Raw genomic sequence first — 17243 nt, forward strand, 5'->3', positions numbered from 1 at the left:
TCTACCATAATTATATTTTCCTCCTTGGATAATAAATGAATTTTATTAATTATTAGATTTTTGCACATATAGTGCGTTTAAAAAGATTAATGTTCATCACTAATTTTATGTGATAAATAAATGAATGTTAAGACAGTAAAGATATACGCTTGGATAAATCCTATAAATAGAGAGAATCCTTTCCATACTACTAATCCTGCCATACCAGCTATTGCACCAAAGAATCCTACTGTTGTAAGTGTAGCTAATAGTGCTAATAATATTTCACCTGCATAGATATTACCGAATAAACGCATTGAAAAAGTCATTAAGTTTGTGAATTCTTCAATAACTTTAAATGGCGTAATACCTATACCTGAAGAAGTATATGTACCAAAATAGTGTTTAACACCTTTATACTTAATCCCTGCAAAATGAGTAAATACAATAATCAATAATGCAAGAGAGAAAGTAAATGTTGGATCCGCAGTTACAGAGTTGACATAGACGACTTCATTGTAACTAACTTCTATTAATACACCTATAGTATTTGCTACTGCAACAAGTGAAATAATTGTTAGAGCTGTTGCCCATAATCCTTTACCATATTTTTTCCAGTTAACATTACCTTTGATGACATTATCACTAACGAAATACGCAAGTAATTCAACCGCATTTTGACGTTTACTATCTGGTCTTAATTTTATTCTACTAGTTAGAAACATCACAATAACAAAGGTAAGTAATACTGTTATTAAAGTTGTGATTACACTAGGAATATTAACCGTTATATCATAGCCAAATAATTTGGTAATAAGATATGTGTGTTTTTCCATATATTCCCCTCACCTCTTTTCTTAAGTAACTTTTAGATTTCTAAGTCTGTTGTAATATAAAATTAGAAATACATAATCATATTATAATATGATTTTGAAATATTTGCTAGCGATTTCTTAAATTTTATATGAATTGATTAAAAAATAATCTTTTATTTTGTTCCAAAGATTCTGTCTCCAGCATCTCCTAATCCTGGTACAATGTACCCGTGATCATTTAGTTTCTCATCAAGTCCAGCGATAAAAATATCTACATCTGGATGCGCTTCGTGTAATGCTTTTACGCCTTCAGGTGCTGCAATTAGACACATAAATTTAATATCAGTAACCCCACGTTGTTTTAATGAGTTAATTGCAGCAATTGCAGAACCACCAGTTGCTAACATTGGATCAACAACGATGAAATGACGTTCTTCTGGATTGCTAGGTATTTTAACAAAATACTCATGTGGTTGTAGAGTTTCTGGATCACGATATAATCCAACGTGACCTACTCTTGCAGATGGAATTAAATTCATTAAACCATCTACCATTCCTAATCCTGCACGTAGAATTGGAACGAATACAACTTTTTTACCTGCAAGACGTTTACAAGTAGTAGTTTGGATTGGAGTTTCTACTTCAACATCCTCCAGTGGAAGGTCACGAGTGATTTCATAAGCCATTAAAGAACCTACTTCATTAGTAAGTTGTCTAAAGTCTTTAGATCCTGTTCTTTTATCTCTAATGAAAGATAATTTATGTTGGATCAATGGATGATCAAAAACATGAACTTTTGACATAATTTATAGTTCTCCTTTGTATTGTTATTATATTTATTTTACTCTAATTATTTCATTTTAACAAGGGATATCCGAAAATATTTTACTCAGTTCAATAAATATTTTTTTATTAGTTTTGTTATATTACTAGACTTATACAATATAAAATATTACAATAATAAAAACAATATTTATGGAGACTTTATCATGCAAAGAAAAACATTATTAGGAATATTTTTACTTACTAGTATTTTATACTATGTTATTCCCCTACTTTTTTTGAAATTTTATAGTGGCACTAGCGATAAAGCTGGGTTCATTTTAATCTTAGTTTATGGATTTTCTTCATTTGCAATTACATTATTAATAACCTACTTATTGCAAAGAACAATTTATACACCACTACTTAGTATTATTCTAGCACTTCCGCTATTTTTTATTTTTAATTCAAGTGCATTAGTTTTAATACTTCTTATAATAGTATTTTCTTTTGTTGCCTATGCTTTAACTGCATTAATAAAATAAATAAGGAGATCATATGACAATTTTCAAACGTAATTTTCTAATTGCAACTGGTATATATTTACTTTTTTACTTAACACCGATTTTAGCTAATCCTTTCATGGCTTTAAATCTTTTAGAAGCTGCTGTCGTTGGTGTTTTAATTTTTGGAGGATTCTATCTAAGTTATATATTTATGTACACTAGTAAAAGCAAACTTGATGAACGTACTAAGAGTACTATAATTACAGTATTAGTATTGTTAATCGCATTGTTAATATTTTTTAATCCTTTTAAATTTCCTACTTTATTTAATATTATTATAAATAGATACTTAGCAATACTAATTCTTTTGCTAATATTAATTTTTATAATATTAATATCAAGAAAGATGAATAATTCTATAATCATAATTTTACTTTTTGCACCATCGATTATCCAAGGATTACTCATGAGATTATCTTATAGAGCAATGTTATTCTATATCGCTAATCCTAATTTTAATTTGTACTTAATTGTCTCTATTTTTATTGGATATTATATTTATAACAATAACAAAAAATAGCCGAACATATAGAAGATATCATATATCTTAATTTATATGTTAAATCCGCTTCTATAAATATAAAAAACTGATAACCTAGATTTTATTTCTAGATTATCAGTTTTTTATTAGTTATCAATTTCTACTTTTAGTACTTTTCCTGATACGGCATCTACTACCACATCATATTCTAATCCATTCGCGCGAGCTTCTACTTCATATATGTATAAAGGCACTCCATTATTTTGCATTGCATAATCATCCTCATACTCAGGTTTAATTTTTATAAAATTAATATTCTGCTCTGGCGTCGAGATAGCTTCAGCGACTATCGAACGAATCTCCTGTGGTGATTTAGCGTTTTGTGTGTTTTGTTGAGTATTATTGTTATTATTATTTTGAACATTTGAAGGCTGATTATTATTTTGTGAATTACTATTCAAACCATTATCTCCATTGTTGCTATTGTCGTTATTGTTTCCATTATTATTATTTTGAGCTGACTGATTTCCGACATTCATTTTTACATTCGAGTACGCTTCTTGAATTTTAGCTCTTTGTCCTTCTTCATACTTGTCATATGCATAAGCACCTACCCCTCCCGTTACTACTACAGCTAACGCTCCAATAATTAATGGTTTTAAAAAGTTTCTTTTTCTTTTAGTTTCTGTCATTTTTCATTTTCCTCTTTTTTCTTTATATTTTTATTATACATTTCCTTTATGAATCTTAGATGAAGATTAAGATATTATTTTTTTTAATCATCAATTTTCACTTTTAATACTTTTCCTGAAATGGCATCTACTACTACATCATACTCTAATCCGTTAGCTTTTGCTTCAACTTTATAAACATATAAAGATACTCCATTATTTTGAGGTGCGTAATCATCCTCATATTTTGGTTTAATTTTTACAAACTTAATATTTTGCTCCGGTACTGATATTGCTTCTGATACAATTGATCGGATCTCTTGTTGTGATTTAACATTTTGAGTATTTTGTTGTGTATTATTGTTCTGAGTATTATTTGAGCTATTATTTCCACTATTATTGTCATTCGAATTAGTTTGATTTCCTGTATTCAACTTAACATTATAGTAAGCATCTTGAATTTTAGTTCTCTGTGCAGTTTCATATTTATCATAAGCATAAGCTCCAACTCCGCCCGTTACTACTACAGCTAACGCTCCAATAATTAATGGTTTTAGAAAATTCCTCTTAGTTTTTTTAGGTTGTTCATTATATTGGGTATCATATTGGTTGTCATATTGGTTGTCATATTGGTTGTCGTTTTCTATAGTTTCAACATAAGTTCCTTCAATTGTTTCGATTTCGTTGTTATTAATATTTTTTGTCATTTTTAATTTACCTCTTTTTCTTTATATTCTTATTTTATATTTCTTTTATGAACGTTAAATAAAAATTTCATTTTTGTTCTTAACTTTTGATATTTTTATTATATCTTCGTTTTATGAATGCTAAATGAAGATTTCACTTTTATTCATCTCTTTTGATATTTTTATTATATCTTCGTTTTATGAATGCTAAATGAAGATTTCATTTTTGTTCTTCTCTTTTAATGTTTTTATTATACGTTTTTTTTATGAACGCTAAATGAAGATTTTCATTTTTATTCTTTTCTTTTGATATTTTTATTATATCCTCGTTTTATGAATGCTAAATGAAGATTTTTATTATTTTAAAATTTTCTACAATATAAAAAGCACACCTTCATATTTTAAAGATGTGCCTTCATAATTCTTAAAGATTCACTACAAACCTTGTTCCTTTTGGCTTATTATCTAATACTGCTATTTTACCATCATGTAATTCTACTATTTTTTTTGTAATAGACAGTCCTAATCCTGAAGAATTATCTTCAGTCGTTGTTCTTGATTTATCTACTTTATAAAATCTATCCCAAATATGTTTTTTCTCATTATCACTTATTCCAATACCATCATCAGCAACTTCAAGAATTACTCTATTTCTTTTTGCCAAACAAACTGTTACTTCCGTTTCAGCATATTTCAAGGCATTTGACAATAAATTATCTATCATACGCATAATTAAAGCTTCATTAGCAAAGATTGATATATCTTCTTCTATAGTTGCAGATAACTTTATATTTCTATTATCAAATAGAATTTTATAATCCTCTAATGTATGTTTAATCTTCTCAGATAGTTTAACTTCTTGTTTCGGTACTTCCAAACGACTATCTAGCCTAGCTAATTCCAAAATCTGATTTATCATAGAAGTCATTCTTTTACTCTGCCTTTCAATTACATCAAACGATTCTTTAGCATCTTCTAAAGAATCTGTATATTTCGCTCCATATTCACTTTCTGCCTTTATTACAGAAATTGGCGTACGGAGTTCATGCGATACATCCGAACTAAATTGACGTTCTCTTTTTGATGAATTTTCAAGTGTTTCTAACATTTCATTAAACACTTTTCCTAATTTATGTACTTCATCTGTACCATCTTCTATATATATTCGCTTAGTAAGGTCGTTACTTTTTGCAATGGCATCAGCTGTTTCTGTCATATCTCTTACAGGTTTCAATGAACTTCTTATTATCAAGTATCCACCATACATTATTACCATAATAACAAATGGGCTACCAATACTAATAATTATCGGTAATATCCAGCCATTAATGTTATTTGTAACTTGAACAATACCCCTTACATATTTTCCATTACCTAATCTAGCAGAACTAGTTTCTGAATCATAGTATAAATACTTATTATTATTTACATCTTTATATTCAGAAATAGCTCCTAAACTAAAATCATTAACTTTAAAATTTCTGGGAACAGACCCCGCAATAAGATTTCCATCTTTATCATAAACAGATAACGTGACACCATCTTCGAAAGGAGTAAATTTATCCGAACCGCTAGCGATTTCAGCTACCTCTTCTATCAATTTTTTCTCACTGTTCTTTTCAACAACACTATCACTTACTAAAAATATCCCCGCTATTAAAGATCCTATCAATAAAACAATAAATGTTGTATACCATAATGTTATTTTAAAAGTTAAAGATACTTTTTTAAATGGAAAGAATAATAATTTATTAATTTTATTTAACAAAGTATCCTAGCCCCCTTTTAGTATAAATAATAGTTTTATCCGTTCCATTATCTAGTTTTTTCCTAATATTTTTTATAATTACATCTACTATATTCGAAGCACCATCATAATCATAATCCCAAACATGATTAAGAATTTGATCACGACTTAGGATACTCTCTTTATTCTTCATAAGATACTCTAATACCTCATATTCCTTACCTGTTAATCCTATATTCTCACCATCTCTAGTAACTTGTTTTTTAGAAATATCCAGCACAATATCATCAACTTGAATAACATTAGTTGCTAGCCCATAATTCCTTCTCATTAAAACTCTTATTCTGGCAAGTAGTTCATCAAATTCAAACGGCTTAACTATATAATCATCAGCACCACTATCTAGGCCGACAATTTTGTCCTCTAAAGTATCTTTTGCCGTCAACATAATTACTGGTGTATTATTTTTACTCTCACGAAGTCTTTTGATAAACTCATAACCATCAACATTTGGCATCATAATATCAGTAATAATCAAATCATAGTCACTATAACTAACAAAATCCAATGCTTCTCCGCCATCAAAACAGCTATCAACACTATAATTATTCTTTTTTAAATGTTTAGTAATTATTCTATTCAAATCGCGTTCATCTTCTACAACAAGTATTTTCATAATAGTCTCCTCATACTAAATTTCTACTATATTTTACTTAATTCATTTACAAATGTAAAACAATAGTTATCAAATCTATAGAATTTTAGATTTACACTTATTAATAAAGTCAGTATATACTATATAAATGAATTTAAAATGAAAAAACGACTTAAAATAGCAATTTATAAAATCACATATCTAAGTCGCTTTCGTTACTTTTATTCACTTTCTTCTAAATTATAAAGTAACTCGTATAATGCTTTTGCATCTAGCTTTTCTTTTTCTTCTTTACTGATATCTCGAACTAACTCCCCACGATGTAAAACTATTATTCTATTACCGTATTTCACCGCATCTTGGATATTATGAGTTATCATTAAAGCTGTTAATTTTTTCTCTTCAATCTTTTGTCGAGTAAGTTCCATTATCTTCTTCTGTGTTTTAGGGTCTAATGCTGCCGTATGTTCATCAAGAAGCAAAAGTTTAGGTGTTGTCATAGTCGCCATTAAAAGCGCAATAGCTTGACGCTGCCCCCCAGACAATAATCCCATCTCACTATCTAATCTATCTTCAAGCCCTAAGTCTAAAGTTGCTAGTAACTCTTTAAAAAGTTTTCTATCTTCTTTAGTAGTTCCTGGTTTAAAACCTCTAACTTTACCACGTCGTAGTGCTAAAGACATATTCTGTGCAACAGTCATACGAGGAGCTGTTCCATCAAGTGGATTTTGGAAAACTCTACTAATAAATCCAGCTCTCTTATGTTCTACTATATTACTTACATCTTCTCCTTCGATTAAAATTTCTCCACCATCTAGTGAGAATGAACCCGCTAAGGCATTAAGAAAAGTTGACTTCCCTGCTCCATTTCCACCAAGAATAGTAATAAAATCACCATCTTTTATTTCAAGACTAACATTTTTTAAAGCATGTTGCTCTCTAATAGTTCCAGGAAAGAATGTTTTATCTATTTTATTAATTTTTATAAATGACATTTTCTACGCATCCTTTCTCTTAGCTTTTAATTTTAATTGAGGTAGAGTTAAGAAAATTGCAATTACTAAAGCTGAAACTAATTTAAAGTCATTAGCTCCAATAATATTTAATTTTAACACTCCAACTAGCAGTAATCTATAAATTATCGCACCACAAATTACACAAACTAATCTTGACGTAAAAGCCACATCTTTGAAGATTACTTCCCCAATAATAATTGCTGCTAAAGCTACTACTATAACTCCAATACCACTATTTACATCTGAATAACCATTGTTTTGGGCTAAAATCGCACCAGCTAAAGAAATAATTCCATTAGCAAGCATTAATCCTAAAATCGTCATTGTTTTTGTAGAAATACCTAATGCTGTCGCCATTTTCTCATTATCTCCTGTTGCAATTAAACTCTGACCTAATTCTGTTGAAAAGAATAAAGACATAGCAATAATAATTAATCCAGAAAGAATAATTCCAACAAATACAGTATCATAATGAGTTGGTAAGTTTAATCCTTGAATTTTACTAAAAATTGTATCTTTATTGATTAAACTTAAATTTGGTCTCCCCATAATTCTAAGGTTCACTGATAATAATGCCGTCATCGTTAAAATCCCTGCAAGTAAACTCGGGATTTTGCAAACGGTAATTAAAAATCCCGTAACAAGACCTGCTAACATACCTGCTACTATTGAAATCAGGGTAGCTATAATAGGATTAATCCCATTATGTATACAAATAACACAGACAGCAGCTCCTAAAGGATATGCACCTTCTGTAGTCATATCCGCAATATTTAATACTCTAAAACTTATAAACAATCCAAGCGATAATATACCCCACAGCATTCCCTGTGAAATCGCTGAAATAAATAAATCCATTCCGCACCTCTTTTATTTATATTTCTTCTAATTTGGTTTTATATAATTTAGAGCGACTCATAAACAATAATTTTTTCAATTGATTTGATGAGCCGCTCCTTTATCTTTATTTACTACCTATAATAGGAGTGATTCAAAAGTCCTAAATTTCAACAAAATGTATATGATAATTCATAAACGCAGTGGTTTATTGATATCTAAATTCGCTTTATAAAAGCTTTTTAGATATCTAATAAACTGTGCGGGGGTGACTCGACAAAATCGATTTCTCCGAAATCACGATTTTTGAGTCACTCCCATTATTTTTTATCCACTACTTTTGCTTTATCTTTAATTTCTTTTGGAATTTCAATTCCTAATTGTTTTGCTTTTGCTTCATTTAGGTAAATTACACCTTCATTAGCAAGTACGATTGGCATATCTTTAGTATCTGCGCCTTTTAATACTTTAGCAACAACTTTTGCAGTCTCAACACCGATTTGATATTGGTCAACACCTAATCCTAAAAGTCCTCCATCAGCTACCATTGTATCTGCAGATGGGAATACAGGGATTTTCTTAGCGTCTGTTACTTTTACTACTGTTGCCATTGCACTAGCAATTGTGTTATCGATTGGAACAAAGATTGCATCTGTTTGTGAAGCAAGGCTTTCTGTTACTTGTTGAATATCATTTGTGTTTGCTACTGTTGATACCTTAACTTCTAATCCTAATTCTTTAGCTAATTTTTCAGCTTCTTGAGCTTGTTTTACAGAGTTATCTTCACTAGCTGTATAAAGAATACCAACTTTTTTCATGTTAGGTAAAACTTTTTTCATGATTTCAAGTTGTTGTTTAATTGGAGTTCTATCACTAACACCAGTAATGTTATTTCCTGGTTTATTTTCGGCTTTAATTAGTCCTGCTTCAACCGGATATGTAATACCACCCATGATGATTGGTTTGTCTTTAGTTGCATTTGATAGTGATAAAGTAGCTGGTGTTGTAATACCCACTAAGATATCGTTGTTATCTGTAACTAATTTTTGACCCATACTTGCTAAGTTACTTTGATCACCTTGAGCATTTTGAAGATCAATTTTTAAGTTCTTACCAACTTCATATCCTTCTTTTTTAAGTCCATCTTCTAAACCTTTATAAATTTGGTCAAGAGCTGGGTGACTAAGTAATTGAAGTACCCCTACTTTTACTTCTTTATTATCAACTTTTTTAGTTTCTTCACCTTTTTTACTAGAGAAGAACCCATAACCTAATACACAAACTAATAATACCGCGAATGCTACAAAAATTTTATTTACTTTCATTTTAATAATCTCCTTTTACTTTTATCTATAATAATATTTTTTGTAATCAAATTTTAGAAGCGTATCTATATAAAAAGACCACTAGCGTATATCTAGTGGTCCTTCCGTATAATTTTTAATAATAAATATAAAAAACCACCTAGATATTTCTATGTGGCCTCGATTTTTTCATCACAAATAATCCACATAGATACTTACTTCTCGTCTGAGAGTCGTATCTATGTCAAAAAGAAACAAGATCGACTCAGTATCTAGTGGCTTTGCCAACGAATATTTAATTGTAGCGTGTCAACTTGATACAGTTTCATAAATCTTTTTTCTCCTTTACGTTTAATTCTTGGTTACATTATAGCAACTCTTTTTTTTATTGTCAATATGTTTTTTTAAAAAAAAATATAAAAATTCTGACAATTACGACTAAAAGTCACATAGTAGAACATATAACCGCCTTACAAAAAGTTTATTGGAAATAATTTTCAATAAAATATTATAAATATATTAATACAACTTTATCACATATTTCTACAAAGATTGTAGTTCTATATTTCAAAGAAAGATTTTTGAAAACTATGAAAATAAGTCGTTTTCATAGCTGAGAAATTAATATTTTAAAATTGATACATCTCCTTAATCATTGATAATAATGTTATATATAGGCATAATATTATCGCTAACAAATTTCATTTTATATGAAAATAAAATTGAAAATATATCATTTTTATGAAAATTTTCACTTGAAAATCTATTTTCATAGGAGTATGATAGATATATGTTATTTAAAAAAAGTTAGGAGAATTTTTATGGATAGCAATACAGCTATAGAAAAAGAAAAATTATTTAACAAAGGATTTATTACAATTACTACAATTAACTTTATTGTATTTTTAATTTATTATTGTTTTGTAGTAATTACAGCAAAATATGCAACCTCACAGTTAGGTGCTACTGCTGCACAAGCAGGTTTTGCCGCAGGTATCTATATTATTGGTACACTTGTCGCACGTCTTTATATCGGTAAAAAATTAGAAATCATTGGTCGTAAAGAAATTCTACGATTTGGTGCTTTAATTTATTTAATTACAACAGCTGCATATTTAATTTCATCAAATATCATTATTTTAGATACAGTTCGTTTCTTAAACGGATTTGCTTATGGAACTATTTCTACTGCAGCTAACGCAATAGTTACTGCGTATATTCCTAAAACTCGTAATGGTGAAGGAATTAATTACTACGGTTTAAGTACAAGTTTAGCAGCTGCTATTGGACCATTCATCGGTATGTTATTATTACCTATCACAGGATTTAATGCGGTTATAATTCTAGCAATTGTTCTATCTATTGCTGTAACTGTAGCTTGCTTCTTATTCCCTGTTAAAAATATCGAATTAAATGAAAAACAAAAAGAATTATTAAACAGTTGGTCTCTAAATACATTTATTGAATATAAAGTATTATTCATCTCAATAGTTGCATTCTTAATCGGTTTAGCATATTCAAGTGTACTAGGATTCTTATCAATTTACGCTGATAGCTTAAACTTATCTACTGCGGGAGCTTTCTTCTTTGTAGTATATGCACTTATTATTACAGCTACTCGTCCATTCGCAGGTCGTATCTTCGACGCTCGTGGTGAGAATGCAGTTATGTATCCAAGTTTTGTATTCTTAACTTTAGGTTTATTAATGTTAAGTTTCACAAATGGTAGCTTCATGTTACTATTCTCTGGTGCCTTAATTGGTCTTGGATATGGGACATTCATGTCAAATGGACAAGCTGTTTGTTTAAAACTTGTTGATTCTACTAAAGTAGGAATCGCACTTTCTACTTACTTTATCGGATTAGACCTTGGTCTAGGATTTGGACCTTATGCTCTAGGTACTGTTCACGGAATTCTATCATACAGAGGAATTTATATCCTTTGCGCAGTAATCACAATTGGAGTAACCGTTCTTTATGCAATGTTCTATAAAGGTAAAGAAGTACGTGTCTTAAAAACTAAAACTAGTCGATAGTAATATAAATAAAATCATTAAAAAAAGTAGCCCTCATAAAGAGCTACTTTTTTTTGTGTAGATAAATTTCCATATTGCATAAAAGAGGAATGACACTACATCACACCTCTTTTTCTTTTCATTTTATTTTTCTGGATATCGTCTTGCGACATCTACTAGTTTTTCTTTAATTATCTTCTTAGGATCTTCATTTAGGTGATAACACATTGCAAGAGCATAGATAAGCACGTCTGCCAATTCATCTTTTATCTCTTGAATATTATCTCCTTCTTCATCCCATTGAAAATGTTCAAGTAGCTCTGCCGCTTCTATTGAAATACTTTTAGAAAATCTTTCTAAAGTATCATACTTTTCCCATCCTCTTTTTCCTCTAAATTCCGTTATTATAGTTCTTAATTCTTCCATGTTTTACCCTTTAGATTAAACTATTATTTGTTAAATTATTATATAGATTATAAAATTCTGCTAAACTTAGAGTTTCACTACGTCTAGCTGGCTCTATATCACTATCTATACATGCATTTTGTAAGTCTTGCTTTTTATCCTTACCGTAACTTGAAATTAAGTTATTTAGTAAAGTCTTTCTACGTTGTACAAAACACGAACGTACGAATTTAAAAAATTTAGCATCAGTTTCAAATTCGCGAGTTTCTTTCGTCATGATTTTTACAACTGCACTCTCAACATTTGGTGCTGGTACAAATACTTTTTTCGGTACAGTAAATAGATATTCGACATCAGTATAATAATTTAATAAAATTGTTAATGAATTATAATCTTTTGTTCCTACTTTAGCATTTAGTCTATTAGCAACTTCTTTTTGCATCATAACTACATAACCATCAATTTTCTCAGTATTCTCGATTAAATGAGTTAAAATTGGAGTTGTAATATAGTAAGGTAAGTTTGCTACTACCATAATTTTTTCGCAATCTGACATCTTCTCAGCGATTATTTTATCAACATCAACTTTTAAGATGTCATTATTAATAATCTCAACATTAGGGTAATCAGCAAGTGTCTCCGATAAAATCGGTAAAAGTCTACCATCAATTTCAAATGATATTACTTTTTTAGCTTTTTTAGCTAACGCTTCTGTAAGAGAACCAATCCCAGGTCCAATTTCTATTACTCCTACATTTCCATTTACCCCAGCTCCATCAACAATTCTATTTAAGATATTAGCATCTATTAAAAAGTTCTGTCCTAGGCTCTTCTTAAATGTAAAACCGTGTTTTTTTAGTATTTCAAAAGTTTTCTTGGGTGTTCCTATCATTATTTAATTCCTTTACTTATTTTTGTCATTTCTTCTAATAATCGTTCTTTAGAAATATTATACATATTAAGTTTATTTAGTAATTGTTTAGCATTGGTATAGCCTATATTTAATCTTTCGCAAAGTTCTTCTCTTAGAACTTTTGAAGTAGCTCCTCCAACTAAACCTAACTCTATCAATATTTCATTACTTATATCATTTTTCACCTCATCCATCGGTGTATAATGATTTTTTATAGCCGCAATAATATCTTCTTTACTCGCAGCTTCTATTCCTATTTTCCCTTTACTATCTACAGCTTTTTTATTTGAAATATATGCATGTTTTGCCGTCGGAATATTTTTTTCTATAATACTTCTAATTCTTTTCCCCGCATAATCAGGATCCGTTAAAACTATTAATCCTCTTGTTTTTTCTAGAAAAATTAAGCGTTCTATTTTTTTCTTAGTTAAGGCAGATCCATTAGTTTCAAATGTATCACAATCTATTGCTTCTTTAACTCTATTGGTATCATCTCTTCCTTCTACTACTATTATTTCTTTGATTTTCATTTTATTATCCTTTAAAAAATTCATCAGTCTATTATAACATATTTAGACAAATTTTGCTCATACTAGCATGAATATTTCAAATAGTTGTATAGTTCATGTGTAATTTCATGATGAACTTTATACTTATATCCAGCACAAAGAAAATTCTTTTTTAATTCAAATTTGTCTTTAAGCTTAATTTTTTCTAGTGCTTTCCCCTTTTTACATACTAGTATTTCCCAATGTTTATCAAACTTAACTAGGTAACAATCATAGGTTGTATCTTCCCCATATGCTCCAGCAAAATATAGTAGACCTACAAGATCAAGTATAATATGCCACCATTTGACCGTTTTTCTTCTTTCTAACAAATAAACTTTCTCACTCTTAATACAATAATTATATAATTCTTCCATAATTCTCACCTCTTTATACTAATTATATCACAAAAAATCCTCTGCAGAAAAAACTGCAGAGGAAATTTATTAGTGTATATCTTTTTTCTTAAAGTTAGCTCCACTTACTTCACTAACTGTTCCAATCGATAGAAAGGCATTCTTATCATTTCTAAAGACTATTTTTTTAAGTTTTGATTCTTCAATACGAGTAATTACACAAAAGATGATTTTTGTTTCTTGTCCCGAATAACCACCTTCTCCATGTAATAAAGTCACACCACGACCTAATCTATCTTGAATTTCTTGACTTATTACTTGATAATTACTTGTAATAACCATAACCGATTTAGAGTCATTAAGTCCCTCAATAACGATATCCATAACTTTCGATGCTATGAAATAACTTATCATTGAATATAGTGCCGCTTCCCACGTGAATACAAATCCAGATGCGATAAAGATAATAACATTTATCCCAAGGACCATTTCACCCACAGAAATCGGTAACTTTTTAGTAGCATAGATAGAAAACATCTCACTTCCATCTAACGTACCACCATTTCTAATGACTAATCCTACACCTATTCCAAGAATTATCCCACCGAAAATACATGCTAAAAATGGATCCGTAACAAGTGGTGGAATACTATGAAAATATGACGTTGCTACAGAAAGTATTATAATACCGAAAATAGATGCTATTGCGAATCCTTTACCTATTTGCTTGTATCCTAAATATAAGAATGGGATGTTGAATAAGAAAATAAACAAACCTAGTGGCAATCCAAAGTAATGACGAGCAATAATAGAAACACCGATTACCCCGCCATCTAATATATTATTTGGAATTAAGAAAAATTCTAATCCCGCCGCAAAAATTAATGATCCAATAATTATACTTATATATTTCTTTAAAAATTCTATTCTACTATCCATTGATTCTCCTTTTTATTTTCTTTTTTGACAAATAGAACAAAAGTGACTTGAACGTCCTTTAATTGTAACATTTTCTACATCATGACCTAGAGGACAAACTTTTTTCCCATAAATTTGGTGGAAATTTTGCATATTCCCTTCTCCACCATCAGCGTGAACATAATCTGAAATAGTAGAACCACCTTCTTTTATTGCAAGCTCCAAAATATCAACCAACTCTTTAAATAAACTCTCCTTCTTCTTTTTAGAGAGTTCACTTGCTTTAGTTAGAGGGTGAATTTTTTGGCGATATAATACCTCACAATCATAAATATTTCCGCAACCACAAAAAACATTTCCTTCAAGAAGTAGTGCTTTTATAGATTGATCTTTATATTTTTTTTCATCCAGTTTATTTAAAAAATATTTTTTTGCAGACTTATCAAATGGTTCTGGCGCAAGATTTACAAAAGGTTTGAATTTAGTTACATCATCAATATATCTTAGTTCTCCAAATCTTCTGATATCACTATATACTAATTTTTCTCCAGTAGAAAGTTCAAATATAACATGTCGATGATTATAATAATTTTTATTTGTAATCTCAGCTATATCCTTAACTAAAAAGAATGCTCCTGTCATTCCAAAGTGAGTAATAATATATCCTTCATTTAATGTAAAGAATAGGTACTTACCTCGACGTGATAATTTTTCTATTTTTTTACCTTTCACATGTTCTGAAAAAAAGCTAAGTTTTTGTTTAACAATAGCCATTTTATTTAATTTATGACTTTCTTTTACTACATTCGAATATTTTATATCAAGAATTTGTTTATCTATAACTCTATCTTCTAGACCAAATTTTATATTCTCAACCTCTGGTAATTCTGGCATAATGCACTCCTATTTTCTATACTTATATTTTATTTTAATATAAATATTTGAAAATTTCAAAGATTTCCATTTATTTATATAATTTATAATAATCAAGAATTACAAGTTTTTACCTCATTATTCTAGCATCAAAGAAAAATATGTAGTATAATAATAAAGTTAAATGTAAATTAAAAGGGGTCTATTATTAAATGGAAGAAAAAATGTCTAGACGAAAAAGAATCAGTTCTCCCTCATACGGAAATGGAGGAAAACCTCCTAAAAAGAGCGGATTCAAAAAAATATTAATGACGATTTTGGCGCTAGTTATAGTTGGTATAGGAGGTTTCACTGCCTATACATTCTTCAACTTTTCTAGTTCCGCTCAAAAAGGATATAAGAATGTAGATTATTTGAAAGAAGTTGATCCTAACTTCAAAAAATTCTCAGTATTAATCCTAGGTATCGATATGAATGATGATCGTAAAGCTCAAGGACAAACTCGTGAGGACAGTAGAACAGATTCAATGATACTGGCTACTGTTAATAAAGATAAAAAACGTATGGATATGGTTAGTATCCCACGTGACTCTCTAAGTCTTATGAGAGAAAAAGATGATGAAAATAACAATAGTGCTTATTTCTATGATAAAATCACTCACGCACATGCTTATAACGATGTTAAAGGAACTACTAATGCAGTAGAAAACTTATTGCATACTCCTATAAACTTTTATGTACTAATCAACTTTAAAGCATTTGAACAAACAGTAGATGCTTTCGGTGGAATAGATTTATACGTTCCTTTCGATATGGATGAACAAAATGCTAACGGTGAAATGAACACTGTTAAACTGAAAAAAGGATGGCATACTCTAAACGGTGAACAAGCACTTGCTTTTGCTCGTAGTAGATATTACGATAGTGATATTGAACGTGGTCAGCGTCAACTTCAAGCTATCCACGCTTTAATCGATAAAGCTAAAAGTCTAAACGCCTTAACTAAAATAAATGAGGTTATAAATATCGCTGGAGATAATGTCGAACATAACTTGTCTACAACTCAAATTTCTTCAGCTATTAAGATGTTTCTAAATGAAGATATGGAAATAGTATCGCACAGAATAGATGGTTATGACGTTTATTATGGTGGTGTGTATTATTACTATCCAAAACCACTATCACTACTTTATGCATCTTCAGCTTTAAGAAATAACCTTGATTTATCACTACCTAAAGCTACTGATTTACTAAATATATACTATCAAGGACATATAACAATCGGGCTTAAACAGTATAAAATAGATAATTTACGTCCAGTACAAAATTATCCAATATCAAATCTTGCAGTTATGTCTCCTGAGGATTTACTTACTAACCTACCTGATAGACTGACTAACGAAGAATTAAAAGATGACATTACAGTAAGTAATGAAAATAGACCCGATGAAAATGGCAATACTGAAAAAAATGCTAACAATAGTAATTAACAACAAAATACTACAACTGGTGTCGGTACAACAAATACTCATCAAAATACCGGTGTAAATAATAACCAAGAATAAATAATATCCCATCAAAAACTATTTTTGATGGGATATTATTTATTTACTTGAAAATTTTACATTTACAGTTCCAGTTTTTGAAGATGTGAATAATTGTTTCTTTTTATTTGAGCTATTTGTAAAATTTGATT

General features: G+C 29.4%; 19 protein-coding genes. 4 read left to right on the forward strand and 15 right to left on the reverse strand.

Annotated features, from left to right (window positions below):
- Positions 1–86: 86 nt before the first annotated feature.
- Positions 87–815, reverse strand: a complete 729-nt coding sequence (gene atpB / locus RWN11_RS04680) for a F0F1 ATP synthase subunit A (RefSeq protein WP_314160624.1) — start codon at positions 813–815, stop codon at positions 87–89.
- A 152-nt stretch (positions 816–967) separates the two neighbouring features.
- Positions 968–1597 (reverse strand): uracil phosphoribosyltransferase, encoded by a 630-nt coding sequence (upp, locus tag RWN11_RS04685; protein WP_314160625.1) that lies wholly within the window; start codon positions 1595–1597, stop codon positions 968–970.
- Between the two features lie 186 nt (positions 1598–1783).
- Here upp and RWN11_RS04690 point away from each other — a divergent pair, with 186 nt between their 5' ends.
- Together RWN11_RS04690 and RWN11_RS04695 are read left to right on the forward strand one after the other, a co-directional pair.
- Positions 1784–2101, forward strand: a complete 318-nt coding sequence (locus tag RWN11_RS04690) for a hypothetical protein (RefSeq protein ID WP_314160626.1) — start codon at positions 1784–1786, stop codon at positions 2099–2101.
- A gap of 13 nt (positions 2102–2114) precedes the next feature.
- On the forward strand, positions 2115–2642 hold the full coding sequence (locus RWN11_RS04695; protein ID WP_314160627.1) for a hypothetical protein: 528 nt from the start codon (positions 2115–2117) through the stop codon (positions 2640–2642).
- Between the two features lie 107 nt (positions 2643–2749).
- On the opposite strand, the gene RWN11_RS04700 is transcribed toward RWN11_RS04695, so the two are convergent.
- From RWN11_RS04700 to trpX, 7 genes are all read right to left on the reverse strand, one after another.
- Entirely contained in the window at positions 2750–3295 is a 546-nt protein-coding gene (locus RWN11_RS04700) for a PepSY domain-containing protein (protein WP_314160628.1), read from the reverse strand.
- 83 nt (positions 3296–3378) lie between these two features.
- Positions 3379–3981: a PepSY domain-containing protein gene (locus tag RWN11_RS04705; RefSeq protein WP_314160629.1), complete on the reverse strand. Its 603-nt coding sequence runs from the start codon at positions 3979–3981 to the stop codon at positions 3379–3381.
- Between the two features lie 403 nt (positions 3982–4384).
- Entirely contained in the window at positions 4385–5728 is a 1344-nt protein-coding gene (locus RWN11_RS04710; RefSeq protein ID WP_314160630.1) for a HAMP domain-containing sensor histidine kinase, read from the reverse strand.
- Entirely contained in the window at positions 5718–6383 is a 666-nt protein-coding gene (locus RWN11_RS04715; protein WP_314160631.1) for a response regulator transcription factor, read from the reverse strand. The genes RWN11_RS04710 and RWN11_RS04715 overlap by 11 nt, the downstream gene beginning before the upstream one ends.
- A 200-nt stretch (positions 6384–6583) precedes the next feature.
- Positions 6584–7357: an ATP-binding cassette domain-containing protein gene (locus RWN11_RS04720; protein ID WP_314160632.1), complete on the reverse strand. Its 774-nt coding sequence runs from the start codon at positions 7355–7357 to the stop codon at positions 6584–6586.
- Between the two features lie 3 nt (positions 7358–7360).
- Positions 7361–8236: an ABC transporter permease subunit gene (locus RWN11_RS04725; RefSeq protein WP_314160633.1), complete on the reverse strand. Its 876-nt coding sequence runs from the start codon at positions 8234–8236 to the stop codon at positions 7361–7363.
- A gap of 299 nt (positions 8237–8535) precedes the next feature.
- The gene (trpX, locus tag RWN11_RS04730) at positions 8536–9540 is read right to left on the reverse strand and encodes a tryptophan ABC transporter substrate-binding protein (protein WP_314160634.1); all 1005 of its coding nucleotides are present in this window, start codon (positions 9538–9540) and stop codon (positions 8536–8538) included.
- A gap of 800 nt (positions 9541–10340) precedes the next feature.
- Here trpX and RWN11_RS04735 point away from each other — a divergent pair.
- Positions 10341–11555 (forward strand): MFS transporter, encoded by a 1215-nt coding sequence (locus tag RWN11_RS04735; RefSeq protein ID WP_314160635.1) that lies wholly within the window; start codon positions 10341–10343, stop codon positions 11553–11555.
- 123 nt (positions 11556–11678) lie between these two features.
- Here the strand turns inward: RWN11_RS04735 and RWN11_RS04740 are convergent, their stop codons facing one another.
- The 6 genes from RWN11_RS04740 to mutM form a co-directional block, all read right to left on the reverse strand.
- A complete protein-coding gene (locus RWN11_RS04740) occupies positions 11679–11960 on the reverse strand; it encodes a nucleotide pyrophosphohydrolase (protein ID WP_314160636.1) in 282 nt (93 codons plus the stop codon).
- Positions 11961–11970: 10 nt separating this feature from the next.
- Positions 11971–12831, reverse strand: coding sequence for a 16S rRNA (adenine(1518)-N(6)/adenine(1519)-N(6))-dimethyltransferase RsmA (gene rsmA / locus RWN11_RS04745; RefSeq protein ID WP_314160637.1), 861 nt, complete (start codon positions 12829–12831; stop codon positions 11971–11973).
- Positions 12831–13382 (reverse strand): ribonuclease M5, encoded by a 552-nt coding sequence (rnmV, locus tag RWN11_RS04750; RefSeq protein WP_314160638.1) that lies wholly within the window; start codon positions 13380–13382, stop codon positions 12831–12833. The genes rsmA and rnmV overlap by 1 nt, the downstream gene beginning before the upstream one ends.
- Positions 13383–13444: 62 nt before the next feature.
- Positions 13445–13777 carry a hypothetical protein gene (locus tag RWN11_RS04755; RefSeq protein ID WP_314160639.1) on the reverse strand — a complete coding sequence of 111 codons (333 nt, stop codon included), beginning with the start codon at positions 13775–13777 and terminating at the stop codon, positions 13445–13447.
- Between the two features lie 69 nt (positions 13778–13846).
- Complete coding sequence (locus RWN11_RS04760) at positions 13847–14695, reverse strand: YitT family protein (protein ID WP_314160640.1); 849 nt, start codon at positions 14693–14695, stop codon at positions 13847–13849.
- A 12-nt stretch (positions 14696–14707) separates the two neighbouring features.
- Positions 14708–15568, reverse strand: a complete 861-nt coding sequence (gene mutM, locus RWN11_RS04765; protein WP_314160641.1) for a bifunctional DNA-formamidopyrimidine glycosylase/DNA-(apurinic or apyrimidinic site) lyase — start codon at positions 15566–15568, stop codon at positions 14708–14710.
- A 191-nt stretch (positions 15569–15759) separates the two neighbouring features.
- On the opposite strand from mutM, the gene RWN11_RS04770 reads away from it, so the two are divergent.
- Positions 15760–17037 (forward strand): LCP family protein, encoded by a 1278-nt coding sequence (locus RWN11_RS04770; protein ID WP_314160642.1) that lies wholly within the window; start codon positions 15760–15762, stop codon positions 17035–17037.
- Positions 17038–17243: the final 206 nt, after the last annotated feature.

Origin of the sequence: uncultured Gemella sp., assembly GCF_963519265.1 — a bacterium.
Lineage (GTDB): Bacteria > Bacillota > Bacilli > Staphylococcales > Gemellaceae > Gemella.